General features: G+C 58.8%; 26 protein-coding genes and 1 tRNA gene. 14 read left to right on the plus strand and 13 right to left on the minus strand.

The features are described 5' to 3' along the window. The first annotated feature begins 11 nt into the window (after positions 1-11). From LOC68_RS07455 to LOC68_RS07465, 3 genes are all read left to right on the plus strand, one after another. Complete coding sequence (locus LOC68_RS07455) at positions 12-1,007, plus strand: ABC transporter permease (protein ID WP_315858834.1); 996 nt, start codon at positions 12-14, stop codon at positions 1,005-1,007. Between the two features lie 3 nt (positions 1,008-1,010). Continuing rightward, positions 1,011-1,841 (plus strand): ABC transporter permease, encoded by an 831-nt coding sequence (locus LOC68_RS07460; RefSeq protein WP_230217306.1) that lies wholly within the window; start codon positions 1,011-1,013, stop codon positions 1,839-1,841. Between the two features lie 234 nt (positions 1,842-2,075). Continuing rightward, the gene (locus LOC68_RS07465; RefSeq protein ID WP_230217308.1) at positions 2,076-2,477 is read left to right on the plus strand and encodes a hypothetical protein; all 402 of its coding nucleotides are present in this window, start codon (positions 2,076-2,078) and stop codon (positions 2,475-2,477) included. A 112-nt stretch (positions 2,478-2,589) separates the two neighbouring features. Here the strand turns inward: LOC68_RS07465 and LOC68_RS07470 are convergent, their stop codons facing one another. Both LOC68_RS07470 and LOC68_RS07475 read right to left on the minus strand, forming a co-directional pair. After that, positions 2,590-3,528, minus strand: coding sequence for an aldose 1-epimerase (locus tag LOC68_RS07470; protein ID WP_230217310.1), 939 nt, complete (start codon positions 3,526-3,528; stop codon positions 2,590-2,592). 78 nt (positions 3,529-3,606) lie between these two features. Then, positions 3,607-4,500, minus strand: coding sequence for a hypothetical protein (locus tag LOC68_RS07475; protein WP_230217312.1), 894 nt, complete (start codon positions 4,498-4,500; stop codon positions 3,607-3,609). Positions 4,501-4,670: 170 nt separating this feature from the next. On the opposite strand from LOC68_RS07475, the gene LOC68_RS07480 reads away from it, so the two are divergent. Both LOC68_RS07480 and LOC68_RS07485 read left to right on the plus strand, forming a co-directional pair. Continuing rightward, positions 4,671-4,744, plus strand: a tRNA-Val gene (locus LOC68_RS07480). 120 nt (positions 4,745-4,864) lie between these two features. Continuing rightward, positions 4,865-5,539: a hypothetical protein gene (locus tag LOC68_RS07485; RefSeq protein WP_230217314.1), complete on the plus strand. Its 675-nt coding sequence runs from the start codon at positions 4,865-4,867 to the stop codon at positions 5,537-5,539. Positions 5,540-7,105: 1,566 nt separating this feature from the next. Here LOC68_RS07485 and LOC68_RS07490 read toward each other — a convergent pair. Together LOC68_RS07490 and LOC68_RS07495 are read right to left on the minus strand one after the other, a co-directional pair. Beyond that, on the minus strand, positions 7,106-7,345 hold the full coding sequence (locus LOC68_RS07490) for a hypothetical protein (RefSeq protein ID WP_230217316.1): 240 nt from the start codon (positions 7,343-7,345) through the stop codon (positions 7,106-7,108). A gap of 29 nt (positions 7,346-7,374) precedes the next feature. Continuing rightward, the gene (locus LOC68_RS07495) at positions 7,375-7,752 is read right to left on the minus strand and encodes a zinc ribbon domain-containing protein (protein WP_230217318.1); all 378 of its coding nucleotides are present in this window, start codon (positions 7,750-7,752) and stop codon (positions 7,375-7,377) included. A gap of 201 nt (positions 7,753-7,953) precedes the next feature. On the opposite strand from LOC68_RS07495, the gene LOC68_RS07500 reads away from it, so the two are divergent. Together LOC68_RS07500 and LOC68_RS07505 are read left to right on the plus strand one after the other, a co-directional pair. Further along, a complete protein-coding gene (locus LOC68_RS07500; RefSeq protein WP_230217320.1) occupies positions 7,954-8,289 on the plus strand; it encodes a DUF3302 domain-containing protein in 336 nt (111 codons plus the stop codon). A gap of 31 nt (positions 8,290-8,320) precedes the next feature. Further along, a complete protein-coding gene (locus tag LOC68_RS07505; RefSeq protein WP_230217321.1) occupies positions 8,321-9,445 on the plus strand; it encodes an HlyD family secretion protein in 1,125 nt (374 codons plus the stop codon). A 115-nt stretch (positions 9,446-9,560) separates the two neighbouring features. Here LOC68_RS07505 and LOC68_RS07510 read toward each other — a convergent pair whose 3' ends face one another. The 3 genes from LOC68_RS07510 to LOC68_RS07520 form a co-directional block, all read right to left on the minus strand. Continuing rightward, complete coding sequence (locus tag LOC68_RS07510) at positions 9,561-10,226, minus strand: hypothetical protein (RefSeq protein WP_230217323.1); 666 nt, start codon at positions 10,224-10,226, stop codon at positions 9,561-9,563. Between the two features lie 122 nt (positions 10,227-10,348). Then, complete coding sequence (locus LOC68_RS07515; RefSeq protein ID WP_230217325.1) at positions 10,349-11,503, minus strand: phosphonoacetaldehyde reductase; 1,155 nt, start codon at positions 11,501-11,503, stop codon at positions 10,349-10,351. A 55-nt stretch (positions 11,504-11,558) separates the two neighbouring features. Beyond that, positions 11,559-12,854 (minus strand): alkaline phosphatase D family protein, encoded by a 1,296-nt coding sequence (locus LOC68_RS07520; RefSeq protein WP_230217327.1) that lies wholly within the window; start codon positions 12,852-12,854, stop codon positions 11,559-11,561. A 309-nt stretch (positions 12,855-13,163) separates the two neighbouring features. On the opposite strand from LOC68_RS07520, the gene LOC68_RS07525 reads away from it, so the two are divergent. Then, complete coding sequence (locus LOC68_RS07525; protein ID WP_230217329.1) at positions 13,164-14,522, plus strand: MFS transporter; 1,359 nt, start codon at positions 13,164-13,166, stop codon at positions 14,520-14,522. Positions 14,523-14,529: 7 nt separating this feature from the next. Here LOC68_RS07525 and LOC68_RS07530 read toward each other — a convergent pair whose 3' ends face one another. From LOC68_RS07530 to LOC68_RS07545, 4 genes are all read right to left on the minus strand, one after another. Beyond that, positions 14,530-15,093, minus strand: coding sequence for a helix-turn-helix domain-containing protein (locus tag LOC68_RS07530; RefSeq protein ID WP_230217331.1), 564 nt, complete (start codon positions 15,091-15,093; stop codon positions 14,530-14,532). A gap of 123 nt (positions 15,094-15,216) precedes the next feature. Beyond that, on the minus strand, positions 15,217-15,774 hold the full coding sequence (locus LOC68_RS07535) for a YfiR family protein (RefSeq protein WP_230217333.1): 558 nt from the start codon (positions 15,772-15,774) through the stop codon (positions 15,217-15,219). A gap of 269 nt (positions 15,775-16,043) precedes the next feature. Continuing rightward, positions 16,044-16,274 carry a hypothetical protein gene (locus LOC68_RS07540; RefSeq protein ID WP_230217335.1) on the minus strand — a complete coding sequence of 77 codons (231 nt, stop codon included), beginning with the start codon at positions 16,272-16,274 and terminating at the stop codon, positions 16,044-16,046. A 237-nt stretch (positions 16,275-16,511) separates the two neighbouring features. Continuing rightward, positions 16,512-16,967, minus strand: a complete 456-nt coding sequence (locus LOC68_RS07545) for a hypothetical protein (RefSeq protein WP_230217337.1) — start codon at positions 16,965-16,967, stop codon at positions 16,512-16,514. Positions 16,968-17,471: 504 nt separating this feature from the next. Between LOC68_RS07545 and ectA the strand changes: the two genes are divergently transcribed. The 3 genes from ectA (at position 17,472) to LOC68_RS07560 (ending at position 18,697) form a co-directional block, all read left to right on the plus strand. Continuing rightward, positions 17,472-17,945 (plus strand): diaminobutyrate acetyltransferase, encoded by a 474-nt coding sequence (ectA, locus tag LOC68_RS07550; protein WP_230217339.1) that lies wholly within the window; start codon positions 17,472-17,474, stop codon positions 17,943-17,945. Positions 17,946-18,061: 116 nt separating this feature from the next. Further along, positions 18,062-18,247 (plus strand): hypothetical protein, encoded by a 186-nt coding sequence (locus tag LOC68_RS07555; RefSeq protein ID WP_230217341.1) that lies wholly within the window; start codon positions 18,062-18,064, stop codon positions 18,245-18,247. Between the two features lie 63 nt (positions 18,248-18,310). After that, complete coding sequence (locus LOC68_RS07560; protein ID WP_230217343.1) at positions 18,311-18,697, plus strand: ectoine synthase; 387 nt, start codon at positions 18,311-18,313, stop codon at positions 18,695-18,697. 238 nt (positions 18,698-18,935) lie between these two features. Here LOC68_RS07560 and LOC68_RS07565 read toward each other — a convergent pair whose 3' ends face one another. Further along, a complete protein-coding gene (locus LOC68_RS07565) occupies positions 18,936-20,417 on the minus strand; it encodes an aldehyde dehydrogenase family protein (RefSeq protein WP_230217345.1) in 1,482 nt (493 codons plus the stop codon). 198 nt (positions 20,418-20,615) lie between these two features. Here LOC68_RS07565 and LOC68_RS07570 point away from each other — a divergent pair, with 198 nt between their 5' ends. From LOC68_RS07570 to LOC68_RS07580, 3 genes are read left to right on the plus strand one after another with little or no spacing between them, the layout of a single operon-like run. Continuing rightward, positions 20,616-21,494 (plus strand): FAD binding domain-containing protein, encoded by an 879-nt coding sequence (locus LOC68_RS07570; protein WP_255671107.1) that lies wholly within the window; start codon positions 20,616-20,618, stop codon positions 21,492-21,494. A gap of 25 nt (positions 21,495-21,519) precedes the next feature. Beyond that, positions 21,520-21,993 carry a (2Fe-2S)-binding protein gene (locus LOC68_RS07575; protein ID WP_230217349.1) on the plus strand — a complete coding sequence of 158 codons (474 nt, stop codon included), beginning with the start codon at positions 21,520-21,522 and terminating at the stop codon, positions 21,991-21,993. Then, positions 21,993-24,260: a xanthine dehydrogenase family protein molybdopterin-binding subunit gene (locus LOC68_RS07580; protein ID WP_230217351.1), complete on the plus strand. Its 2,268-nt coding sequence runs from the start codon at positions 21,993-21,995 to the stop codon at positions 24,258-24,260. The genes LOC68_RS07575 and LOC68_RS07580 overlap by 1 nt, the downstream gene beginning before the upstream one ends. On the opposite strand, the gene LOC68_RS07585 is transcribed toward LOC68_RS07580, so the two are convergent. Then, entirely contained in the window at positions 24,257-25,450 is a 1,194-nt protein-coding gene (locus LOC68_RS07585; protein WP_230217353.1) for a glycosyltransferase family 61 protein, read from the minus strand. The genes LOC68_RS07580 and LOC68_RS07585 overlap by 4 nt on opposite strands. Between the last annotated feature and the right edge of the window lie 114 nt (positions 25,451-25,564).

Here is a 25,564-nt window from a genome sequence, read left to right on the forward strand (position 1 = left end):
CCGCTGCCGCTGTGGGAAGATTCCTCTTCGTTCGAATCATGCAATCGCTCGCGACCGTGATGGTCGCGGTGGTGCTGATCTTTATTTCGATCCGGCTGTTGCCCGGCAATCCGGCGCTGGCCCGCTTTGGTCAACACGCGGTGCCGGAGCGGGTGACCGACGCGATGGCGGGTCAAGGTTGGGATCGTCCGATCTTGGTGCAGCTGATGGATCTGCCCGGCGAACTGCTACGCGGCGATCTGGGCGTCTCGTTCTTTCACGGCGATTCGGTCGCCGAGCGGCTGATGGAAACGATTCCGGCGACGCTGGAACTTTCCTTGGCGGCGATCGTGGTGGCGATTCCGCTTGGCATTTTCGCGGGGGTCGCCTCGGCGCTGTGGCGCGGCGGTTGGCCTGACTATGTGGCGATGACGCTGGCGCTGGTCGGGGTGAGCGTGCCGGTCTTCTTTTTGGGGATCTGTCTGATGACGATCTTCACCCACATGCCGACCAGCGGGCGAGTCGCGCCGACGATGATCTCGCAATTTCGGACTGACTTCTTCTTGTTTGAGGCGATCTTCACCGGACGGTTTGCGCTGGCGATGGATGCGCTGCGGCATCTGCTCTTGCCGGCGACGGCGCTGGCGACGATTCCGGCGGCGGTCATTTCTCGCATCACGCGGAGCAGCATGCTGGAGGTCCTTTCCTCCGACTATTTGCGGACGGCGAAAGCAAAAGGGGCGAGTCTGTGGCGGATCGTCTGGCGACATGCGCTGCCGAACGCTTCGGTACCAATTGTGAACATCGCCGGCTTTCAGGTCGGGATGTTGCTCTCCGGCGCCGTGCTGACCGAAACGGTTTTCAACTGGCCGGGCCTGGGACGGTACCTGGTGACCGCGGTGCGCGAGCAAGACTATGCGGTGGTGCAGGGGGGAGCGCTGGTGATCGCGGTGATGTTTGTGACCGCCAACTTACTGCTCGACCTGACGTATCTCTGGCTTGATCCGCGCATTCGGACGGAGGCGTAGCCGATGGATCGATCCTGGAAACGTTTTCTCTCGAATCGCGGCGCAATCCTGGGCGGCGTCGTGGTCGCGATCGTCTGTCTGGTCGCCCTCTCCGCCAATCTGATCGCTCCCTATCCGATCGACGAGCGAAGCGAAAAGTTGGCGGCGCCCAGCGCCGCGCATTGGCTCGGAACCGACACGAACGAGAAAGATGTGCTGACCTGGGTGATCTATGGATCGCGGCTGTCGCTGACGGCCGGCGGGTTGTCGATCGTGCTGGCGATTTTGCTTGGCGTTCCGCTGGGCGCCGCCGCTGGATATTTTCCAGGCGTCGTCGATCAAGTGATTATGCGGTCGATCGACGTCGTGCTGGCCTTTCCGGCAATTCTGATTGCGCTGCTAGTGATGGCGGCGCTGGCGCCAGGTTGGCCGGCGGTGATTATCGCTGTGGGTCTGATCAACATTCCGATCTTCGCGCGGCAGATTCGCGCCACGACCCTCACGTTGCGTTCGCACGAGTATGTGACTGCCGCCGTCGCCGCCGGGGCGACAACGCGTCATATCTTCTTCTGGTCGCTTCTGCCGGGTCTGGTTGGCCCGCTGGTGGTCTTGGCGACGCTGGGGCTAGGAAGCGCCATCCTGGAAGTGGCGGGGCTGTCGTTCCTGGGGATCAGCGGCGATCCGACGATTCCGGAATGGGGGGGAATGCTGGCGGAAGCGAAGAACGACCTCTCGACCAGCATCTGGCCGGCGATCGCCCCGGGAATGGCGATTTCGGTCACCATTCTGGGTTTCAATCTGCTGGGAGACGGACTCCGGGACGCCCTGGATCCCCGCTTAGACCACGGGAAATGAACTTCTGGTGAAAAAAAAGCCCACTAGTGGTTTTTCGGGGTAAACTAGGGCGTAGAAGTTGGGGAAAACAGCCAAGAGAGTAGCTTGACACGGAAATTCCGGCCAGTTTGAATAGAATGGCAACGGCATTTCCACACGCGCCCTCCCTGCCCAAATCCCACCCTAACACCGACCGTTTGCCGTACAACCTGGAGCTGCTAGGCAGGTCTCGCGTAAACCCCTTGGAGGATAAGGATGAAGAAAGTTCTGTTCTGTCTGATTTTGGGCGCAATCGCCGTGGTCTCGACTGCTGATCAGGCCTACGCGATCAAGCCGTTTATGGACGTCTTCGTTGTGAAGTACAACGTCAAAGAGCCGTCGACTGACGCCGACAAAGCCCTGGCCGCTGCGGTTGCCGAAGTGAAGTGCAACCTGTGCCACGAAGGCAAGTCGAAGAAAGATCGCAACGCTTACGGCGTCGCCATGGACAAGCTGGTCGACAAGAAAGAAATCACCGAACTGCTGAAGGCCGACAAAGACAAGGGCGAAAAGACGATCGAAGAAGTCTTCGTGAAGCTGGAAGCCGAAAAGTCGCCGTCGGGCGAAACCTACGGCGAACTGCTGAAGGCTGGCAAGCTGCCGGTTTCGGCCGAGTAAGCTCGCTCACTCCCCGAGCGAATTTCAGCTGCAGACGATCAGAACTCAGCGTGTAAAACAAAAAGACCGTGGCCAACGCCACGGTCTTTTTTCATGCGCTGGTTGCTCGCGACTACTTCGTCAGCGCGACGGCGATGTCGACCTTCGCGGTGAACGACTCGCCGGGCTGCAGCACGCGCAGCCCGGCGTCGATTCCTTTCGCCGTAACCTGAAACGCGTCGGGAATTAGCGTGTACGGCTCGATGCAAAACGCTTCGCGATGGGCCGGGTTGTAGAGGACGACGCCGATGAACTCGTCGGAGAAGGTCTGCGTGATCTTCACGCCACTCTCTGGATCTTCGATCGAGGTCAAACACTTGCCGCCGGTCCAATCCAAATCGCCGAACGCGTTGTCGAACGACGTGGCCGCGAAGGGAGCGTCGAGCGGCTCTGCCGGAGTCTTCTCGCCGGTCGCCATCTTGTCGGCGAATTCCCATTGGCTGTGGTAAGGGACTTGGATGTGGCACGCGTCGGCGGAACTGCCGCCCAGCGGTACGCGGAAGTAGGGATGCGTACCGAGCCCGCACGGAAGCGAAGCGTCGCCGCAATTGGTCGCCTCAAAAACGGCGGAGAGGGTCGTGCCGGTCAAGGAGTAGGTGACTTTGATCCGAAAGTCGGAGGGCCACATCTCCAGGATACTCGCGTCGTCGATCGACGCGGTGAACTCGGCGGTGACGCTGTTTTCGCTTTGAGCGACCGTTCGCCAGGGGCGCGTGTGGACGAAGCCATGAATCGCGTTGCCGGCACGATCGCTTTCGGGGACGTGGTACTCTTTTCCTTCCCAACCGAGCAGGCCCCCTTTGAGCCGCCCTGGAAATGGGAAGAGGACCGGAATGCCGCTACTAGAGGCTCGCAATTTGCCCGACTCGAATCCTGCTTCGGCCCAGAGAATCTCAAGCGACTGCTCGCCGCTGGGGACCGTAAAGGAAAAGCAGTTGCAGCCGTAGCCGACGGCGATCTTTGCGGAAGCGCCGGACTCGGCGTCGCGAATGGCGGCGATTTCAATCGACATGATTTTTCTCTCTAACGGTGCGGCGTCGAAATAGGCGGGGCGCTTCTCTGCTTTAGAGGGTAAAGGACTGCCGGCGCATTACAAGCGGCTGACCAGCATCGCCGCCGTCATCAGCACGATTACGCCGAAAACGGTCGCGAGCGCCTGATTGACCTGCCGCGCGGTCCGCTGAAAAAAAGTGGTGATCGCCAAGACGTGCATCAGCCAGAAGGCGGAAATGAGGGCCACGGCGAAGAGCGTCGTCGCGATCATGTCGCTCCCCATCAGGTTGCGCAGTTCGACGATCGGCAGCGAGAGGGTAAACGCGGCGCCGATCGGAACCTGCGCGAGGGTCGCGATCAGCGCGGCCATCGCGCCGCGCGAGACGACCAGTTCCGCTTCCGCCTCTTCTAGTTGCTGCAGCGCCAGCCGTGCCGTCATCAAGCCGGTTACGGCGATCGACGCTAAGAGAAAGTGGACGCTGAGCCAGATCACATGGGGCGTCGCCATCAACGAGCGGAATTGGCTCGAGTCGATCGTCGGCCCTTCGGCGCCGTTCTCGCGAGCCAACATCTGAATCACCGCGAACAGCGGCGGAAAGTGATAGAGCAAATTGGTGCCGGCCAGCAGCAGCAGGAATCGGGAGAGGTACCGTTCCCACTTGGTCGCCGTGGGACGGAGCGATCTCCAGAACAGATAACCGCCGACGCATGCGATGTAAAAGGCGAGTTCCCACCAGCCGAAGAAGACCTTGGTATCCCAAAATCGGGCGAGCGCCGAAAAAAACTGCCGCTCGCCGCTGGCCCAAATTACCAGCCCGTTGATGGCGCCTAGCAGCATCGCCAAAACGAACGCCGCCAGCGACCACCAGGTTACCGATTTCGCGAGGGAAAAGAGGGGTTGGTTCCCTGCCTTGCCGCCGCGGGCGTCGATCCAAATTGCCGCTAAAGGCCCGGCCGCGGCGAAATTCATCCCCGCCAGATGGGTCGCCAACAGAAGAATTCGTAGGAGAATCAAGGTGATGGTAAGTGTTGGAGAGGCTGGGAGTTGCGAATTATTTCCAGATTATAGCGAGCCTTGGCCGAGAAAGGTTCCTCCCTCATGAAGCGGAAGGCGCCCGATTGACGATCTTTCTTGAGGTACGGTATTATTTCGGGTTTTCCGGGCGATTAGCTCAGTTGGTTAGAGCGCTTCGTTTACACCGAAGATGTCGGGGGTTCGAGTCCCTCATCGCCCACTTTCTGTAAATCAGGCCGAGGCTTTAACTTAGCCCCCTGCCATTTTCGGCGGTGCGGCCCACGAAGAGTTGCGAAAGCAACTTTGTACGGTTTTGCGAAACCGGGGAGTGGACGCACAGGTGCCAAAGCTACGTCATGTCGTGCCGAAATACTGTCGGCACAAGGCCCGAAATCTGGCCTACGTTCGGATTGCCGGCCAGGATATCTACCTGGGCAAATGGCGATCCGAGGAAAGCCGGCGACTCTACGAGTTGATAGTCGCCGAGTATCTCAAGAGCGGCCGAACTCTCGATCTGCGAGAGATCAATTCTTCCCACGATTCGGCCGCACTCGCCAAGGCTGAAGAGGTTTTGCCGTCGATCACCGTCTCGGAATTGATCGATCAGTATCTCGAAGCAGCAAAAACGCACTATGTGAAAAATGGCCGGCCAACGAGCGAACTGACGAATACTCGTATCGCGCTCGAGCTCGCGCGAAAAGAGTTTGCCGATCTGCCCGTCGATCAGTTCGGAGCACGTTGTCTCGAAAAGATTCGGGACGCGATGTTATCACGGAAGAAGAAGTGGATGCGTAAGACGATCAATGGACACTGTCAGCGCATCAAACGAGCGTTTAAGTGGGGGCTCGAGCGAGAGCTATTCGTCGCGACGTCGAAATACCAATCACTAGTCGCCGTCCGCGGCCTAGCTGCCGGCCGGAGCATAGCGAAAGAGTCGAAACTGGTCGCCGCGGTTTCCGACGATGTTGTCGAGAAGACGCTCGCCAAGCTCCCTGCGGTTGTCGCAGATATGTAGAATTCCCGCGTAGCAGGTCTGCTTACTCTTGTTTCACAACTCACATCCGTCGAAGCCCATCGTGGGATTGATGGTGCTGTCGCACCATTGAATTTCGGTCTTCTTTGCCATCTCATCTTCCACTCTTGTGTCAATTGAAATTGATCAGGGCAAACGCTTCGCACCTGAAACGAAAAAAGCCGCCTGACTTGCATCAGGCGGCTTTGCCGGTATTTCGCATGAGGTCCACCATGAACGACCCAACAAGCGAAGGGCTGTGGCTAACTGACAAAAAAACGTTGCGAGGAATGAGTAAGCTACACCCACTCCCGGCAACGCCAATGAAATATCGTAGGGCCCCGGCGTAACCAAGGCCAATTGAGTGCCAACGGTCAAATGACCGAAGATGCGAACACAAGTCCTTCCTGCTCCGTGGCATCATCCACGGCGGTCAGGAAAGGAAAGGCGATGGGCCGCTCGCCCGACACTGTTTCACTGTCGAAGATGAAATCGCAATTCCGGTCGGCAAAGCCGCCGAAACGAAGCCATTCCTTTCGACATTCGAGTACACGAACAGGTTACTGTTCCATTGATTTGCCACAGTCGACTACTTTCCGGGGATATACTGACCGTTGCTGGGATTGTAGGGCTGCGGCAGTCCACCACCGCCAGGCTTCATCGGCGGTGCGTTCCCATCACATCCGCTCGCCAAGGCGAGCGTACACACGACACAAAACGCAAGCAGTAGACTTTTCATTTACTTACCCTATTTTTCGGTGCGGTTTGTTCAGCCGCAACCACGCGTGAAAAGAACGAAAAGTACGATGAGAACAATCACCGTACCACATCCACCGCCAGCGGGAATCCACTCCGTTTCGATCCGTTTGTTTCCAAAAATGTCTTTGGAGACTGTCGTAACCTTCTTGTAGCGTTTTCGAGACATGCCTGGTGTTCACCCCTTGAACTTGTGCCATCCTGAACCGCCGCACTTCTTACAGGTGACAGTAAACGACCCACGGCCACTGCACTTGCGGCAAGTTGCCGAGAATCCACCAGTGCCGTTGCACTTCTTGCAGGTCTGAGAAACGGCGGGCTTGAAGTTCCCGGTTCCTCCACACTTGCGGCACGGATTTCCGAACTTTTGGCCCGTTCCCTCGCAGGTAAAACACGGCTTGGCCGACAATTCAAATTGGCCAGTCCCATGGCACCCGCGGCACTGCCCGGAATGGGTTCCCGTACCGTGGCAAGCTCTGCATTCCAGCGTCTTCGATCCACTTCCCTCGCAAGAGAAGCACGTCCCGTAATCGTTGATTGGGCTGATGAAGTTCTTGCCAATCGTGGAAGGCCGGTACTGATCTCGTTGGGCCTTCGATTTGTTGTCCTGTCCAAAAAGGAACTTGAACATGCCCAATAGGCTGTCTCCAACTATAAAGAAAAGGAAAACCGGAACGACCCAGCATCGTCCCGAACCCTATAAGTCTATCAGGTGGCTTGCAGGGCAAAAAAGGTTTCAGACCGAAAAAATATGAATAAAACCCGGTGAATCTGGGATCCGGCCACCGCCAATAATGCGACAGCATGCCTTTATTAACCGGCGAAGGGAATCAGCAGCAAGCCGAGCAAACTGAAGTCTGGATCGGACGACCGCTCAGCGAAGATCAAGGAAATCGTCCACACTTCGCCGAGACACTTTTTGCACGTGCCGTTGGGATGAATCGCAAGCCGATTGAAAAAATGAAAGAAGCTTTGATCGCCGCGTAAATCGGTTTGCTGCTTTTTGCCGCACTTTTCGCAAGTGAAGAGGACGGCGTTGGGAATCACGAGCATCGATATTGGTTGTTCGTCAGGGGTACGTCTTAGTCGATGCCAAAGAGAAAGTCGAGAATGCGCCAGCCGTTGGCGTTGCCCCCGACGATGTTCGCATCATACATCTGGACGAGGCCGCAAAAAGAACAACTTACCACAATGAACTCATTGAATTGGAAGTCGATCATGCGGGAAACGCCGGTTCCAGTGGCGGCAATTTGTTTGACCTGCCCGCCGTACGATCGGCAATTGGCGCAGCGGTAAGTTCGTCCCAGCTCTTCCGCCTTGGTTTCCTCCATCGTATCGCCGATGTATCGCGGTTTGTGACGACGAATTGGCGTTAATCGTGGGGCGATTCCATAGTTGCAGTTGGTGCAGCGATAAGCGGACTGCGGGTTTTCGGTTTTGCAACTGGGACAAATGATCAAAGAAGAAACTCCCGGCGATGAAGGTTCAACGTCACTGCGTCGCCGTCGATTCGCATCGCAGCGAATTCTGTTTTTATCATCGGTTCGAAGCGGTACAATACGAAAACCGTTAATATCATGCGTGCTATTAGATTTCGCCGCGACGGAAGCAGACGCATCTCCGGCAAAACGGCGCATTTCCCACGGTCAAGAGTTTCCCCCATGATCGACATCACCACTCTTTTCGCCTGGTTCGTGATGACGCTTCTTTTTTGCGTGATCGTCGTGGCGATCGTCGCGCTCGGCTCTTTGCCGGGGCGAATCGCCAAGCAGCGGCATCATCCGCATAGCGACGCCGTGAACGCCGCCAGTTGGATTGGACTGGCGCTCGGGGGCGTGTTTTGGCCGCTGGCGCTTGTCTGGGCCTTTATGTCGTTTGATAAATCGAGCGGGGCGAAAGCGGACGCCGGCAATTCGGCGGCGGAGCTGGCGTCGCTGCGCAAGCAGGTGGAACAGTTGCAAGCGGAACTGCGGTCGCACCAGGGAAGCGGCGGTTAGTCGAACGCATTAGGACTGGGAGCTTCGAACGATGATTGCAGTCTTTACGCTGCTCTATATAGCCGGCATCTGGCTCTTCTACGTCAAAATGAAAGTCGCACCAAAGCCGACCAACCTGGCTGTGTGCGCCGTGATCGGCGTGGTCGCGATCGGCGCGATTGTGATTCTGTGGCGGTTTTCGGCGCCGATGTCGAGCCAGGTGGTCGTGAATCGCCATGCGATTCAGATTGTGCCGCAAGTGCAGGGGCCTATCACCAAAATCGTCGCGCAGCCAAACGTTCCCTTGAAAAAGGGAGAGGACGTGCTGTTCGAGATCCAGAAGGATACGTACGAGTTCGCGCTGGAGCAATGCCAGGCGGCGCTGGCCGCTTCGGAGAAATTGGTCGAGCAGCAACAAGCCGCGATCAAAGTGGCCGACGCGACGCTGCAACAGGCGCAGGCCGAGATGGGGGTCGCGAAAGCCGATCTAACCGCCAAGGAGGCGTCGAACGAAAAGACGCCAGGCGCCGTTAGCCAATTGGAGTTGGCGGAACTCCGTCAGCAACTAGCGGGGGAAGAAGCGGCGGTGCGGAAAGCGAGTTTCAGCAAAGAGGAAGCGACGTTCGCATTGGACGTCGCCACCGCGCAAGTCGACGGGGCGAAAGCGAAGCTCGCCACCGCCGAGTTCAATCTGAGCCAATGCACCGTCTACGCGCCGGCCGATGGTTTCGTCACCAATTGGCAGGTTCGCGAAGGATCGATGGTGGTGCCGTTGCCGCTGGCGCCAATGGGAACGTTTATTGATACGTCGGACCTCGACGTCGTCGGCGTCTATAGCCAGAACGTGGTGAAGAACGTCAAGCCGGGGGACAAGGTTGAGATAGCCTTCAAGAATCATCCGGGACAGATTTTCCAGGGAACGGTCGACGCGGTGATCGCGGCGAGCGGAGAAGGGCAGTTCGTCACGTCTGGCCAACTGGTCGACGTTTCCGATATTCGTTCCAGCGGCAAGTTTGCGGTCAAAATCAAGCTGGACGACGAGACGATGGTTCATGAGCTGCCGATGGGCACGGCCGGCGTGACCGCCATTTATACCGACACCGGCAAGCCGTTTCATGTGATCAGCAAGGTCACGATTCGCATCAAAACGTGGATGTACTATCTGTTGCCGTTTTAGGCCTACGGCTTGAAAACTCGCGGCATTGGTGTTGCGTCTCCAGTGTTTTTTTCTTCGCCAATTGCTCGACAAGATTGGCGTCGAAAGTTCATTCGCGCAAGGTCGAGATTCTCGGTTACTCGGACCTTTCCGCGGCCGATCGATTGATCGTCGCGATCGCATTTTGCGCTGCGGTTCGTGCCGGTTCATATCGGGACGCTTCCGCGACTTGTTGCAGCAGTGAGATCGCGGAAGCCGCGTCCGCTCCAATCATTCCCAGGGCGTTGCAGAGCATGATTTGATCGTCATCGAGGAGGACGCCGTCGGCCTGATTGTCGAGAAAGCTCTCCAGCGATTTCATCAGCGGCTCGGTAAGCCAAGCGGGATCGACGATCGAGTCGTACTGCGTCATTTCCCAGGGAATTTGCCAACCGATCGGCTCCCACGGTTCGAGTCCTCGCAGCAGGTCCAGCGTGAGCTCTTCGAGCATATAAATCCAGCGATCAAGCGTTTGCTTATCTTCCGCGGAAATGAAGTGCCGCCCGTGGAAGTGCGGTTCGTGAGGGGGCTGAGTCAGCAGGCGGGCGCCGCGCGTCATGTCCCAGATCAAGTGAATCGTATCGCGATCGACATGCGGTTGATTCAGCAGGGGCGCAGCAAAGTAGATCGCTTTCACGATCTCCGAAAAGTACGCCTTGCGGATGCCGGAATAGGGACGCAAGTTGCCGATGAAGTTATCCGGTTCATCCGCAAGGTAGTTGTTATGCTTCTGCAGTAGAAGGATCGCGTCGTCTATGTTCATTGGACTTTCGTTGGCCTTGGGGTGGGAGCAAATGAGAAATGCCCCGCCCCATGGGAATCGATAGTCTCGCTTGTCCTGCGAACAATTTCAAGAATCACTCTTCGATGGATCGAAGGTGCAAATTAGCTCGCCGCTGCGGTGACGCCGCTGGTCAGCAGGTTGAGCAGCGTATCCGACGTGGAACTGCGGGGGTTGTTCGACATCCGTTCGGCGTTCACTTCCTGGACGATCGCTTCGATCTGCGGGCGAGAGGTAATGCCGGCCGCTTGCAGCGAAGTGGGGCAGCCGAGCTTGGCGATGAAGCTGTCGATTTTTTGACTCGCTTCGTCTAACGTACGACTCGCCAACAGATCGACGATTCGATCGATCTGTCGACGTACGAACGAAACGCCGCGCGGGTCGGAGCAGTCTTCCGCTTGGACCGAGCCGTTGTACTGGAGCATACGGCTGAGCGTCATCGCGACCGCCATGCCGTGCGGATATCCATGTCGCGACGTGATCGCATACGAAATCGCATGCGGCGCCGTGGTGCGGCTGATGTTGATCGCTTTGCCGGCCAGGTGCGAAGCGTGACTCATTGCGCGCCGCGCTTCGGCGTTTGGAGCATGCACCGCGGTCGGCAGATGTTCCAGGATCAGCGGCAAAGCTTCACTGGCGTAGGCGATCGATTCTTCGGTGCTGCCGACCGCCCAGAGCGATTCGATCGCCTGGCAAAAGGCGTCGAGTCCGGTGGCGGCCGTAATCGAGCGGGGGAGACTGCGGGTCAGTTCGCTGTCGACGACGACGAAGCCTGGAAGCAGATTCGGATGAGCGAGCGAGAACTTTTCGTTCTGGATGTAGACGACGGCGAAATGGGTCGCCTCGCTGCCGGTTCCGGCGGTGGTGGGTACGGCGACGAGCGGAACGTCGAAATCGGCGAGCGGCGCTTCGCCCCGAATGAGCATCTTCGCCGGTTGCGTTTGCTGCGAGAGCGCGGCGATCAACTTGGCGATATCGATGGCGGTCCCGCCGCCGACGGCGATGATCACGTCGGACTGCGACTCGCAAAAGAGTTGAACGGCGCGCTCTACGTCCGGCAGTTTCGGATTCAGTTCAAACTTGCTGAACCAGGTTGTCGAGCGCTTCGCGAAACTGGGCTGCAGCGCCGCTTCGGCGCCAGAGGAAACGAAGGCGGTCTCGTCAATGACGACGAAGGGACGTTCCGAATTCAGGTTCGCTAGGATCGATTCGACTTCGCGGATCGATCCGTCGTACAGATAAGTCGTAGGTTGTCGCATCGAGCGGTCGTCGTTTTGCAGAGCGAAAAGCGAAAGCGGAAAAGGTACGCGGCGATTAAGCGGGGCGAAGTTGCGTTTCGTCGAGCTTCAGGTCCCACATTTTGCGATCGTCGCGTTGAACCCACTCGGCATGGAGCGTCGCTGGAGTGCGGGTCATATCCGCTTCCAGGCGAAGCCACACGTGCGGGATCGCGGCGCCTTTGATGAGATCAGGATGAGCAACGTTCAGGCTGGGGATCGTTCGATCGTGGATCGGGGAAACGATGAACTGATGGATCGGATAGCCTGCCTGACCTGTCGTTTTATATCGTAACAATCGGCTGCAGTGAATATCTCCGCCGATCAAAACGACGCCGGTGATTCGCTGCTGGCCGATAAAATCGAACAGGGCGTCCCGCTCGTAGGTGTACGTGCCCCAGTCATCCGACTCGGTGTTTTCCTTGTCGTCCCAGATCATGCCGCAGGCGATGACCTTAAATGGCGCCGTCGAGCTGGCTAATCCTTCCTTGAGCCATTCCCACTGCCGTTTGCCAAGGAGCGTCGGCTTTTCCGGATCGACCGGCGACGGTTCGGTCCGCGAAAACCAGCGGGTGTCGAGCAGGAAGACTTCCATCCCCCCGTAGCGGAACTTGGTATAGATCCCTTCGTCGTCGTGACCAAACGCTTCGTTGGCGTGATACTCGACGAACGCGCGACGGGTATTCTCTTTTCCTGGGACGCGGCCATCGGTGTCGTTGCCAGCGAAATCATGATCGTCCCAGGTCGCCCAGACAGGCGTATGCCGAATCAGCGCGGCTAGCTCCGGCACCTGCAGGAACGTTCGTTGTTTGGTGCGCGCCGTTTCGAGCTTGGTCGAGTCGATGTAGGGAGTGTCGCCGAGGAGCACCAAGCCTTGGGCGCCGCGTTCTTCCATCTGCGACCACAACGACGACGGTTTCATGTCGGCACACGAGCCGAACGCCAGACAAGTCTGTTCACGGCGATCGGCAGGGGGCGCGGTAATCAAGTAGCACTCGTCGGGCGATGCGGCGGCGCCTTCGATTGCGTATTGATAACGCGTGGCCGGCTTCAGGTTTTCGACCTGCCAAGTCAGGCAGAGATCGTTGTCGAGCGTCGCTTCGGCATCGATCGACTGCGATTTTCCCTCTCCCTGCGCTTCGCGAATCTGCAGCCGGTATTTGCCGGGTGCCGCCGGGCGATACCAGACTTTAGCGGTCGTCTCGGAGACATGTCCGACCATCGGACCAACCGTATCGCCGGAGGTGGGAGCCGCGGCAATGGCCGTAGCGGCGAGCGTGCCGCTGGCCAGCGTGGCGGTGAAGGTACGGCGGTTAAGGAGATGATCGGTCATAGGAGAGAGACGTTCTGTTTTGGGTAGGTGCGTGCCGGCCAGTCGTGTCGGCGCGCAGGCAATACGTTGGTTTACGGCAGTTGCACGACTTCGTGCCCCAGGTCCTCGCCAGATCGTGATGTGAAGTTTTGGTGAACAGCTTGACGCGCGACCGTCACGCCAGGGATAAATGGTTTACGAAAGTTGACTTGTAATCAACAAAGAATAGATTAACCAAGTGTGAAGTTTTCGTCCAGCTTTTCATTTTGCGAAAAGTTGACCTGGGGCCTCGATGTCCCCGAGTCGCCAGCGCGGGGGAGTGAGAATAAAGTGAAGAGTCGCCCGTCCGATCCCGCTTCGCAGATCTCAGCCGCCGAAGAGACGTTGCTCGACCATCGCCGTAACGATACTGAAATCGCCTCCTCTGTCTCGTCGGAGATCGACGAGCGGAACCCACGATTTCGTCGATATCAATGGCGCGTCTTGCTGGCGACCATGTTTTGCTATCTCTTCTTTTACACCGGCCGGCAAACCTTCGGCTTCGCGATTCCCGGGATATCCGAAGAGCTCAAGATCACGAAAGAGACGCTCGGTTGGGCGAGCGCCGCACTGCTGTGGGCCTATGCCGTCGGGCAGTTCATCAACGGCGGGCTGGGCGATCGGTTTGGGGGACGGCGGATGATGAGCCTGGGGGCGATTCTGTCGTGCGGGCTCAACTGGATCGTCAGTTTCGGTACCAACGCGACCGAGTTGATCGTGCCTTGGGCGGCAAACGGTTACGCACAGTCGATGGGCTGGGCGCCGGGAAGTCGCGTTTTGTCGAACTGGTGGGGACATTCCGAACGGGGGAAAGCGTATGGCGCGTACGTCTTCGCCGCGGGAATGTCTTCGGTCCTGGCGTTCGCGACTTCGATGTTGATCCTCGAATGGAACCTCAACTGGCGATGGATCTTCCGGTTGCCGGTCCTGTTGTTGTTGGTCGGAGGCGTCAGCTACTACTGGCTCGTGCGAGACAAACCGGAAGAGCTTGGCTTTACGCCCCAGCGCGACGAGGAGCTTCCCAGCGATCAGGAATCTTCGCCGCAAGAGGAAACAGGCTTCGCAGCGCTGGTTCGCCGATATCGAAACGTCTTTTCGTGCATGCCGTTTTTGGTGGCGGCGGTTGCGATTGGATTTCAGAGCATGGCCCGCTACGGACTGTTGATCTGGGTGCCGGTTCATTTTCTCGGTGAAGACTGGAAAAACTCCGATACGAAGTGGATCAGCATCGCGCTGCCGATCGGCATGGCGCTCGGCGCGATGGCGAGCGGATGGATTTCGGACGTCTGGCTGAAAGGGAACCGCTCGCGGGTGATCTTTTTGTTTATGTCGGCGGCTGCTGCTTGCTCTGTGGCAATGTTCCTGCTGCCGAAGCATCATCCCTTGGGGATTCCGATTCTGTTTTTGACCGGCTTTTTCGCCTATGGTCCGCAATCGGCGTTTTGGGCGCTCTGCCCCGATTTGCTCGGAAGAAAGAACGCCGGGACCGGAACCGGCGTGCTGAATAGTTTCGCTTATGGGTTCGCCGGCTTTGGCGAGCCGCTGATCGGCTATTTGATTGACTCGAGCGGGAACACGTCGATCATTTTTGCGGTGGTCGCGAGCGCTTGCATCGCCGGAGCGTTGTTGTCGCTGGGGATTCGCAAGTAGGCGAACGCTATTCGTTCGGCGATTGGAAGACGCAGAGAACAACGGCGGGGCGTTTGCTTGAATTGATCAGACGGTGGGGAATTCGAGCGTCGAAATAAAGGCAATCGCCCGAGTCGAGCTTATGCTTTTCGCCGTCGTATTCGAATTCGACCGACCCGCTTTGGACCATCAAGAACTCTTCGCCCAGATGTCCGAGCGCTTCTTCCCGCGCGACGCCGGGGGGCATCGTGATCAGAAAGGGATCCATCGATCGTGATTTGCGGCGATGAGCGAGCGACTCATAAACCGAAGTATTGGTCGTCGACTTATCTCGTTCGACCACCTTGCGCTCGTTCTTGCGAATGATCGCCAGCGACGGCTTGTCGTCGAGCCCTTCGACCAGTTTCGAAAGGGGAACGTTCAACGCTTGGGCGATTTGGGCGAGCGCCGGGAGCGAAGGAGTGACCCGGAAGTTCTCGACCTTCGAGAGCCAACTGCGGGTCAAACCGGTGCGCGACGCAACTTCTTCCAGCGTAAGTCGCTGGTCGATGCGATGAGAGCGAATGCGTTCGGCGAGTTCGACGAGATTCATGGCAAGATTATAGCCAGCGGAATCAGCCGCACAACAAGCGCAAAACGGCTAGCCAAGCAAAAAATGAGGCCACCGATCGGGCCTTTTTTGATCACTGGCGGAATGAAAATGCAGGGAGACCGACTAGTCGCCCACCTTCTTGCCGATCGTCATGACCTTGTCGTCAATTTCGAGGTTACGCGCCCGCGCGGCGGTTGGATTGACCTCGACGGCGAGCGTTCCGGCGTCATCCATGAAGAAACCGATCGCGGCGCCGCAGGCCGTGACGTTGGCGCCTTCGCCGACGATCAAGATCGGCTGGCCGGCGGTCGCTTTCGCTGCTGCGGCGACAGCCTCTCGCTTCGCACCAGGCAGGTAAAGGAGATGAGCGCCGTGGAAACTGTGCATGTCGCCGATTCGCTCCAGCACAATCTTGCGTTGTTGAATCGACTTCTTCTCGACCACCTTGTCGAGCAGTCCGCCCAGGTCATCCGCGCCGACGATCACAACCTTGTAGGGCGAATGTTCGTCCGTGTGCGTTTCGGGCGGCCAGGTCGAACCGCGCAGCAACGAATAGATGTAGGCGGTCTTCACTTTCGCTTCGACCGACTGCGCGAAGACTTGCTGAGGAAAACTGACGCTGACGATTCCGGCGATCGCGAGGATCAGCCGGCGAGTCGCAACTGGGAGGAAACGGTTCATCGTATGGCAGTGGAAGAGGGAAGCGGAAGGTTGGGCGGTGGAGGGGAGCCCGCCTGAGGACGCTTCGAAAAGGTAGCTTTCAGCGCTTGCGTGGCAATCGGCGATCGGGAGAATGGCCGAGCAAACGAGAGAAGCTGCGACATTCCGCACCGAAAGCGTCGCCAGCTAGACGGGCTGTTCAGCTCGCGATTGTTGTGTAGGTCTCTATGGGGGGCAGGGCGTTGCGCGGAAATAGACGTGGCGACGTCGCCGCCTCCTCCCCGTCTCTACTAGTCGCAGCACGACTGACGAAAGACGCCGCGCAGTTGGAGCTCGATTTGCAGGTCGCTCACTTCCTTCTCGAGCGCCGCCTGACGTGCGCGACAGGCCTGCAGTTCTTCCAGCAGCAGCTGAATCGCTTCCGCCGCCGGCCCGTCTGAGAGATTCGACTGAAGTTCGGCCAGACGTTCGCAACGCGCGGCGGACAACTGAGCGGGACTGGGGCAAGAATCGGCGGACATGTCGAACAACTTGGTTGAGTGAGCGTGGCTTAATTCCTCTAGTCAACATAAGCCGCCGCCAGCGCCGCGGCAAGCGGAAGGCGTGTCGCCTATCGGTCGAGGACCGTATGCAGGAACTGCTGTGTGCGGGCTTCTTGCGATACAGGCGGAAGCGGAAGCGCCGACCAGAAGCACGTCGCGCGATTGCGACGTGCATGATGGGGGGAGACTTAACGGCGCCCTGGAAGAAGAAGTCGCTTAGTTCAGCGAGAACCGGGCGGTCCGATCATGAGCGACGACTTCTTGCGACACCTTCGGCGCTTCGTCGGTCAACGCAAAGTCGAAGACGTTGGAGCCCGGTTCGATCACGGCGATCAAACCCGAGGTCGGGCCGTCTCCGTAATGTTCCGGCAGCAAGTCGATGACATGCATCGAGCGGAAGTCATGGTGACCGTGCCAACGTCGGCGATCACGGCGCGTCTCGTCGCCATGTTCGGCCCAATCATCGCCGCGAACGGCGATCTCGTGGTCGCGATCAATTCGGTCGTTGCAGCGATCGCCCCAACCGTTGCCGTGATCAGCCCAGTCGCCCCCTTCATTGACTCGTTTGACGATCGTGACGGCGTACTTGCCGATCGGCAGCGCCTGGTCCATCCGCGAGTAAAGTCGGTAGCGTCCTTCGTTGTCGGTCTGGCCGTACAACGATTCGGACATGCCGCGGCACTTGAAAGTAATGAACGCGTTCGAAACCGGCTCACCGCGGTACGTCACAATTCCTTCAACCGTGGCGGGTTCGGGCTCGGCGCTGGCCGCGTGAAGGCGGAGAAGGACCAAAAGCCCCCCCAGAAGCAGCGCACCAGCAAACGTAGAAGCATGTCGAAGCATATCGTCTCTTTCCTGTTCCAAGAGGGTTTAACGACATCACCTATATAAACAATTCCCGCCAAAAAAGTTTCGCAATTGTTAACCCAACATTCGAAAAGAACTCGAAATGCCCGATTACTGCGGGAAATACGATCCAGACGATGAGCTGCCAATCGTTCGCGTTGTAAACGAATCGAAAGCGCGTTAGGGTGACGCTGGCACTTTTTAAAGCCGCCGTTGCGGCCGGCAATGGTAAACATCAGGCCAAACGTTCCGATCAGACAGGAAAGTGATCCACTTCAAGCGATGACAGAGTCTTCCCCCCAGGCGGAAAACGAAAGGGAGTCCCCTCGTTTGCGTCGTCCTGAAAAACAGGACGCTCAGTCGTTGTGGAAATTGGTGTGCGCGGACGAAACGCTCGATAGAAATTCCTGTTATCTCTATTTGCTCCAGACTACCGAGTTTTCCGACTCGTGCGTCGTCGCGGAACTCGGCGGCGAAATCGTCGGTTGTGCGACCGGTTTCCGCCCTCCGAAACGCCCCCGATCGTTGTTCGTCTGGCAGATTCTCGTTGCGCCGAACGCGCGCGGCAAAAAGCTGGCCAAGCGGATGTTGTCGTACCTGGTGCGGCATGGGGGTGGGGTACAGTTCGTCGAGGCGACCATCACCCCATCCAATGCGGCGTCGCGAGGTTTGTTCGCCTCGTTGGCGTCCCAACTGGGAGCGGCGATTGAATACTCGCCCTGCTTTGAGGCCTCTGACTTTGGCGCTTCCGGCCATGAAGCGGAAGAGCTGGTTCGGGTGGGCCCCATCTCGCCGAAAGAATGAATCGGTTTCGGCACCGGTAAGCCACGCCGAGGGGCGGCTACTGGTTGTCCCGTCGTCTCGGGGAGGATGCCGTTCCTAGCGGCTAGGCCATATCCCGTGCGGCGATAAGTCGCGTTATGATTACCCAAACGGCCGGCCCCAACGATGAGGTGGTCAAGACGCTGCCGCCGCTAACTATCGCCGAAGATGCGCTCGACAAGGGGCTGAATATTCTGGCCGATTCAGTGCGCGAAGTATTGGGAACTCCCAAGCGTAAGCCGGCCCAAACGATGGCGACCGCCGACTGGGCGAGTCCGTCGTAATTTCTTTCCATTTCACTACTGCGCGCTCCTGATCGGGGCGCGTTTTCGAGGAGTAAGCGCACTTTGATTATCAAGAAGTTGAGTGATGTCGTTGGAACGGAAGCCGAAGTCGTATCGGAAAACTGGATCAGCCGCCGCTTGTTGCTGAAGAAGGACAAGATGGGGTTCTCACTGCACGACACCATCATCAAGGCCGGAACCACCACCAAGATCCACTACCAGAACCACCTGGAAGCGGTTTATTGCATCGAAGGCAAGGGGAAGGTGGAGTTGGTCGATTCGGGCGAAGTCTTTGAAATCGAAGCCGGTACCGTTTACGCCCTCGATCAGCACGACAAGCACCTCCTCTCGGCTGAAGTCGACATGCGTCTGGTCTGCGTCTTCAATCCGCCGATCGCGGGAACCGAAAAGCACGATGAAAACGGCGTCTTTCCGGCATGCCTGGACTAGCGATCGCCACAGAAAAGAGTCGTCGCTTGAAGTGACGTGCGTGTCGATCGAACCGACATTCAAGCGAACGACGCAGGGGTGAATCGCCGCGTGAGTTGCCGTTTTTCCGGCATTTCGACGCGGGAGGCGAATCTTGTCGCACCGGCACAGCATGTGCTTTTAGATCGGCCCATACTGGCCTGCGCCTACTCGTACCGGATCGCGTCGGCGCGCGATCCGGTCGAGTTGGCCGCTATTCTTACTCCGCCAGGTTGACCGTGACGGTCTTATTCTCGAGATAAGCGTCGAGACCCGCGGCGCCCAGTTCGCGTCCGAGGCCTGACATCTTGAAGCCGCCAAACGGAGCGGCGGTATCAAAGACGTCGTAGCAGTTGACCCAAACGGTTCCGGCGCGAACTTCCGATGCGAAGCGGTGCGCCTTCTTCACGTCTTTGGTCCAAACCGCCGCGGCCAATCCGTAGAACGAATTGTTCGCACGGTGGATGATGTCGTCCTGCCCTTTGAAGCGGAGGACCGACATGACCGGGCCAAAGATTTCGTCGGTGGCGATCTTCATGTCGTCGGTGACGTCGGCGAAGAGAGTCGGTTCGACGTAGAAGCCTTTGTCGCCGAATCGCTTGCCGCCGCTCAGCAGTTTGGCGCCTTGCTTCTTGCCGAGATCGACGTAGCTGAGAATCTTGTCCATCTGACGCTGATCGACCTGCGGACCTTGCTCGGTCGACATGTCGAGCGGATCACCCAGCTTGCGATCGTGGTTCATGCTGGCGACCCGTTCGCAGAATTCGTCGTAGATCGAATCTTCGACGTAAACGCGGCTGCCGGCGGTGCAGCATTGACCTTGGTTGAAGTACAAGCCGAAGTGGGAGCCTTCGATCGCCGCGTCGAGGTCGGCGTCGGCGAAGACGACGTTCGGGCTCTTGCCGCCTAGTTCAAACGTCACCCGCTTCATTGTGTCGGCGGCGTTCTTCATGATGATCTGGGCGGTGGTGTGTTCGCCGGTGAAGGCGATCTTGTCGACGCCGTGATGTTTGACCAATGCGCCGCCGGCGGTCGGACCGAAGCCCGGCACAACGTTGATCACACCGTCCGGAATGCCCGCCTCTTGCGCCAGTTGCGCCATCCGCAAGCAGGTGAGCGGCGTTTGCTCGGCCGGCTTCATCACGATCGTGCAGCCCGAGGCGAGCGCCGGTCCCCATTTCCAGGCGGTCATCAGCATCGGGAAGTTCCACGGGATGATTTGCCCGACGACGCCGACCGGTTCGCGGCGGGTGTAGCAGAAGTATTCGCCGCGGATCGGAATGGTGGCGCCTTGGATCTTGTCAGCCCAGCCGGCGTAGTATTTCAAGCAGTCGATCACCAGCGGCAAGTCGGCGGCGAGTGCGTCTTTGATCGGCTTGCCGTTGTCGAGCGTCTCGAGCGCCGCGAGTTCTTCCTTTTCCTGTTCGATCAGTTCGGCCAGACGATAAATAAGAGCGCCGCGATCGCGGGCGTCCATCTTGCGCCATGGTCCGCTATCAAACGCATGACGTGCGGCGCGAACGGCGACGTCGATATCAGCGGCGTCCCCTTCGGCAACTTCGGCGATCACCTCCTCGGTGGCGGGATTCAGCGTCGCGAAGGTTTTGCCGCTCATCGCGGGAACCCATTTGCCGTCGATAAAGCACTGCGTATGGCGAACTTCGGGGGAAGCGATGGCGCGAGAATCAGAAATCGTAGCCATGATTAGGTAGTTCCTTTTGCAACAGGAAGAGACGGGTAATGAATTGTAGGGCGTTTCGCCGTCCCCAAGCAATCGGTTTTGAGGGAAGATCCGTCCTAGCTGCGTTGGAAAGGGAGTCGCATCGCGATAGAATGATCGCCGAGCAAGTCGCTCGTCCCATACGCAATCAGAGCGACGACGTCTGTCAGGAGAGATTTTTTGCAAGATTTCGACTACGCAGCACCGATTTCCACCAACGAAGCCGTCCGGTTGCTGGCAGACCCCGCCCAAAAAGCGGTAGTGCTGGCAGGCGGTACTGATATTTTGGTTTTATTACGAGAACGGCGTCGCCGCGCGACGCTGGTTGTCGACGTCAAAAAAATCGCCGAATTAAATGAGTTGGCGATGACTGCCGAAGGAGGACTCTTCCTCGGCGCGGCGGTTCCGTGCAGTCGCATTTATCGCGAAGCGACGATCGCCGAAAAGTACTCGGCCCTCACCGACGCCGTGAAGATCATCGGCGGTTGGCAAATCCAATCGCGCGCGACGGTCGGCGGCAATCTATGTAACGCGTCGCCGGCGGCTGACTCGATTCCACCCTTGGCGATCTATGACGCGGTCGCCGAAATCGCTGGTCCTTCCGGCCGCCGACAAATGCCGGTCGCAGAGTTCTGCAGCGGCGTCGGTAAGAATGTCCTCGCCCGCGGCGAACTGCTGGTCGCGATCATCTTTCCGCCGACGCCGGTGCATAGCGGCGCCGCTTATCAGCGATTCATCCCGCGCAACGAGATGGATATCGCGGTCGCCAGCGCCGCGTCGTACGTCGAACTTGATGACAAGGGAGCGATTCGCAAGGCGCGGATCGTGCTGGGCGCCGTCGCGCCGACGACGGTGCGAGCAACGAAAGCGGAGGAAGCGCTGATCGGCCAGCAGCCGAGCGACGCGTTATTTATCAAAGCGGGCGAACTGGCCCAACTGGCCGCCAGCCCGATTGACGATATGCGGGGAACGGTCGAGTACCGCAAGCATCTCTGCGGCGTACTGACGCGGCGCACATTGGCGATCGCCGTCGAGCGAGCCGCAGCGAACAAGAAATAGAACATCCAACCTTGGGACTTCAAGCGTGGCGAAGAAACAACTGATTACGGCGATCATCAACGGCGAAGAACGCGAGTTCGCGTGCGAGCCGCGGCAGAGCCTGTTGGAAGTGCTCCGTGACTCGCTGCAACTGACCGGCGCCAAAGAAGGGTGCAACAACGGCAACTGCGGCGCGTGCACCGTGCTGCTGAACGGCGAGCCGGTCGTCAGTTGCCTGGTGTTGGCGGTCGAAGCGGAAGGCGCCAAGATCGAGACGGTCGAAGGGATCGCCGCAGGGGGGCAGCTGCAACCGTTGCAGCAATGCTTTCTGGAAGGGGCCGCTTTGCAGTGCGGCGTTTGTACGCCCGGCTTTCTGATGACGACGAAGGCGCTGCTCGAGCGAAATCCGCATCCGACGGAAGAGGAGATTCGTTTCCAACTGGCCGGCAACCTTTGCCGCTGCACCGGGTACGACAAGATCGTCCGCGCCGTCCAAGCCGCCGCTGAAGGAGCGAAGTAATGAGCGACAACTCGCCAATCTCGTACAGCGACAAGAAGTACAAGGTCCTCGGTACGCGGCCGGTTCGTCATGACGGCGCCGACAAGGTGACCGGCCGTGCCCAATATGGCGCCGACGTGCAACTTCCGGGCATGACGCATGGCAAAGTTCTCCGCAGTCCGCATCCCCATGCACGCATCAAGGGGATCGATACGTCGATCGCCGAGAAGATCGACGGCGTCTACGCGATCGCCACCGGCGAAGATTGGCCTGACCTGATCGACAAAGTTGCGGAGCTGGGCGAAGGCGCCGTAAACCTGCATGACCTGGCCCAGAACTGCCTGGCGGTCGGCAAGGCGTTGTACAAAGGACACGCCATCGCGGCGGTGGCGGCTCGCAATGTGCATATCGCGGAAGAAGCGATCGCGGCGATTCGAGTCGACTACGAAGTGTTGCCGGCGGTCACCTGCGTTCTCGATGCGATGAAAGAAGACGCGCCGATTCTGCATCCTGGACTTCGAACCGAGACGCTCGATGAGCCGAGCGATCAGCCGACCAACATCGACCGTCACATTCACTTTGAGACCGGCGATATCGACGCCGGCTTCGCCGCAGCGGATGTGATCGTCGAGAAGGAATACAAAACGGCGACGGTTCATCAGGCGTACATCGAGCCGCAAGTCTCGACCGCGTTGTGGAACGAAGATGGCCATCTGAAGATCTGGACGTCAACGCAAGGCGCCTTCACTGCTCGTCAGCAAACGGCGGAACTGCTGCAGCTTCCGGTCTCAAAGGTGACCGTCACGCCGTGCGAAATCGGCGGCGGCTTCGGCGGAAAGATCCCCGTATACCTTGAGCCAGTCGCGGCGATCCTCAGCCGCAAGTGCGGTCGCCCCGTCAAAATGACAATGCAGCGCGACGAGGTGTTTGAAGGAACCGGGCCGACGCCGGCCACGTTCATGAAGGTGAAGCTTGGCGCTACCCGGGATGGGAAGCTGACCGCGGGGCAGGCGTACCTCGCGTACGAATCAGGGGCGTTTCCTGGCGGCATGATCGGCCCCGGCACGATGTGCGTCTTCAGCTGCGTCGAGCTTCCCAACGCCGTCGTCGACGGTTACGACGTCTGCGTGAACAAACCGAAGACGCAACCGTACCGAGCTCCCGGCGCCACGCAAGCGGCGTTCGCCTTTGAGTCGACGTTCAACGAACTGGCTGACCAGCTGAAGATCGATCCGATCGAGATCCGCCAGATGAACGGCGTGAAAGAAGGTTCGCAGCGCGTCGACGGGCCAGTCTATCCGCGGATCGGCTATTTGGAATGTCTCGACGCCGCGCAGAAGTCGGCACATTGGAATACGCCGCTCGAAGGCCCGAATCGTGGACGGGGCGTCGCGGCCGGCTATTGGTTTAACATTGGTATGAAGTCGAGCGTTTCGGCGTCGATCAATCCAGACGGAACGATCCATCTGCTGGAAGGTTCAACTGACATCGGCGGCACGCGGACTTCGATCGCGATGCAGTTGGCGGAGACCATCGGCATTCCGGCCGAAGACGTGTTGCCGAAAGTGGTCGATACCGACAGCGTCGGCTACACCGACGTGACCGGCGGCAGCCGCACCACGTTTGCGACCGGGATGGCGGCGCACAAGGTCGGCCTCGATCTGCTGCAGCAGCTAACCGCGCGAGTGGCGTTCCTGTGGGAATGCGAACCGAACGAAGTTCAAGTCGATGGCGACGTTTACCGCTATCGCAGTCAGCAGATGACCTTCAAAGAGCTCGCGGCCAAGTTGCCGGAGACCGGCGATCCGGTGATCGGGCGGGCTTCGGTTTCGCCGGAAGGATCGACCAACGGCTTTGGTGTGCATATCGTCGACGTTGAAGTTGATCCTGACACGGCGAAGGTCACGATCCTCCGCTACACCGCAATCCAAGACGCCGGCAAGGCGATCCATCCCAGCTATGTGGAAGGGCAGATGCAGGGAGGCGCGGTGCAGGGGATTGGTTGGGCGCTGAACGAGGAGTACTTCTACGGCGCCGACCACAAAATGCGAAATGCGTCGCTGCTCGACTATCGGATTCCGACGTGTCTCGACGTGCCGATGATCGATACGATCATCGTCGAAGTTCCCAACCCGGCCCATCCGTTCGGCGTGCGAGGGGTCGGCGAAACGCCGATCGTTCCTCCTCCGGCTGCGATCGCCGAGGCGATCTATCAGGCGACCGGCGTCCGAATGACGGAGCTGCCGATGTCGCCGCCCCGGCTATGGAAAGCGATGAGTCAGCGTTAAGCGGCCGCGCGTTCCTCGCTGCGGTTCGCTTCGTCCAGGAAGTCGCTGAGTTGGCGTCGCAACTGTGCGACGTCGACTTCGATGTTGGCGTCGGCGCCTTGTTGATCGACCGGCTGACCGAAGTAAACGGCGTAATGCAATTCGTTGATTTCGGCCAGGTAGTGGAAGAAGAGGGGAGGGCGACAGGTCGGCGTGATCTCGAAGACCGCCGTCCCCGGACGCGAATAGACAAGGTTCGAGAACCCGGCGCCATGCGGGCCTGCGACGACGTCCGCTTGTTGGAAGAGCTGAATCTGTCGCTGTAGCGGCAAATCTTCCAGGTAAACCTTCTGGAAGCCAAGCGGCTTCAGCGCTGCGAACAGTTCGTCTTCATTCACGATGTGTCGCGACAATCGCCGTCGCCGAGCGACGTACAGCTTCAACCGTTCGCTGTGATCGTAGTGCGACCAGCTTTGGCCGCTCATCCTGTCGCGCAGGTATTTAACACCTTCCGGTTGCGGAAAGTAGCAGCCGACGCTCGGCACGATCAGTCGATCGGCTTGGATGTGAGTGTAGTGTCCGACCGGCAAGATCCGCGACGGCTCGATGCCGAGCAGTTCAAGCGACTGCGTGGCGAAGGCGTGTCGCTTGGGAGCGGCGACATAGTCGAACGAGACCGCCGCTTTCTCCAGCAAACGCAGCTGCGCGAGCATCTCGAACGTCCAGTGATAGTAGTTCCGCTGCGCCAAAGCGCGCGTCATCACCAGCACGTTGCCGGCAATCTTGTGCGGCTTCGGCAGGTGCGAAGGACGCATGCTCTTACCGAACAAGGACGAAAGCGAGGCGCCTCCCAACGTTTCGAGGACTCCCTGCTTTGGCGAAAGCAGGATCCCGTTGCGACCGACGACGCTCCCTTGCTCGACGATGGTTACGCCGCTCTCGCGATACTCCAGCGCCGAGGCGCCGTCCCAATAGCGTTCGCTCGCTCCCAGCAGCCCGGCTTCCAGCAGCTTTTCGACCATCGGGCCGACCTGGTCGACGGCGCCAAACATGGTCCGGGGGCCAAAGCCTTGTCGGTAGGCGAACTCCACCAGCAGCGTCAGATTGGCGTCGTTGCAGACGTCGGTCGGCGCCGCAACGCCGAAGCTTCGCCACCACGCGTTCAGCGCATGTCCGCGTAGTTTTTTGACGGTCTCAAATTTCAGACGCATGCCCGGCTGGCCCCTAGGCGGTTCGATTTAGATCGCGGCAGTCTAGTCGGAATCGTCTGCTAGCGGCAAGAGAGATTTGCTGCCTTTGGGGCGCCAAGTGGCCATGCGTATGGC

Origin of the sequence: Blastopirellula sediminis (assembly GCF_020966755.1) — a bacterium.
Classification (GTDB): Bacteria; Planctomycetota; Planctomycetia; order Pirellulales; family Pirellulaceae; genus Blastopirellula; species Blastopirellula sediminis.

Excerpts from the sequence above, each read along its gene's own strand:
- LOC68_RS07515 (WP_230217325.1), bottom strand. The coding sequence starts at position 11,503 with ATGCGACAACCTACGACTTATCTGTACGACGGATCGATCCGCGAAGTC.
- LOC68_RS07510 (WP_230217323.1), bottom strand. The coding sequence starts at position 10,226 with ATGAACATAGACGACGCGATCCTTCTACTGCAGAAGCATAACAACTAC.
- LOC68_RS07585 (WP_230217353.1), bottom strand. The coding sequence starts at position 25,450 with ATGCGTCTGAAATTTGAGACCGTCAAAAAACTACGCGGACATGCGCTG.
- LOC68_RS07465 (WP_230217308.1), top strand. The coding sequence starts at position 2,076 with ATGAAGAAAGTTCTGTTCTGTCTGATTTTGGGCGCAATCGCCGTGGTC.
- LOC68_RS07535 (WP_230217333.1), bottom strand. The coding sequence starts at position 15,774 with ATGAACCGTTTCCTCCCAGTTGCGACTCGCCGGCTGATCCTCGCGATC.
- LOC68_RS07490 (WP_230217316.1), bottom strand. The coding sequence starts at position 7,345 with ATGCTCGTGATTCCCAACGCCGTCCTCTTCACTTGCGAAAAGTGCGGC.
- LOC68_RS07565 (WP_230217345.1), bottom strand. The coding sequence starts at position 20,417 with ATGGCTACGATTTCTGATTCTCGCGCCATCGCTTCCCCCGAAGTTCGC.
- LOC68_RS07540 (WP_230217335.1), bottom strand. The coding sequence starts at position 16,274 with ATGTCCGCCGATTCTTGCCCCAGTCCCGCTCAGTTGTCCGCCGCGCGT.
- LOC68_RS07460 (WP_230217306.1), top strand. The coding sequence starts at position 1,011 with ATGGATCGATCCTGGAAACGTTTTCTCTCGAATCGCGGCGCAATCCTG.
- LOC68_RS07500 (WP_230217320.1), top strand. The coding sequence starts at position 7,954 with ATGATCGACATCACCACTCTTTTCGCCTGGTTCGTGATGACGCTTCTT.
- LOC68_RS07470 (WP_230217310.1), bottom strand. The coding sequence starts at position 3,528 with ATGTCGATTGAAATCGCCGCCATTCGCGACGCCGAGTCCGGCGCTTCC.
- LOC68_RS07580 (WP_230217351.1), top strand. The coding sequence starts at position 21,993 with ATGAGCGACAACTCGCCAATCTCGTACAGCGACAAGAAGTACAAGGTC.
- LOC68_RS07505 (WP_230217321.1), top strand. The coding sequence starts at position 8,321 with ATGATTGCAGTCTTTACGCTGCTCTATATAGCCGGCATCTGGCTCTTC.
- LOC68_RS07545 (WP_230217337.1), bottom strand. The coding sequence starts at position 16,967 with ATGTCCGAATCGTTGTACGGCCAGACCGACAACGAAGGACGCTACCGA.
- LOC68_RS07555 (WP_230217341.1), top strand. The coding sequence starts at position 18,062 with ATGATTACCCAAACGGCCGGCCCCAACGATGAGGTGGTCAAGACGCTG.
- LOC68_RS07520 (WP_230217327.1), bottom strand. The coding sequence starts at position 12,854 with ATGACCGATCATCTCCTTAACCGCCGTACCTTCACCGCCACGCTGGCC.
- LOC68_RS07530 (WP_230217331.1), bottom strand. The coding sequence starts at position 15,093 with ATGAATCTCGTCGAACTCGCCGAACGCATTCGCTCTCATCGCATCGAC.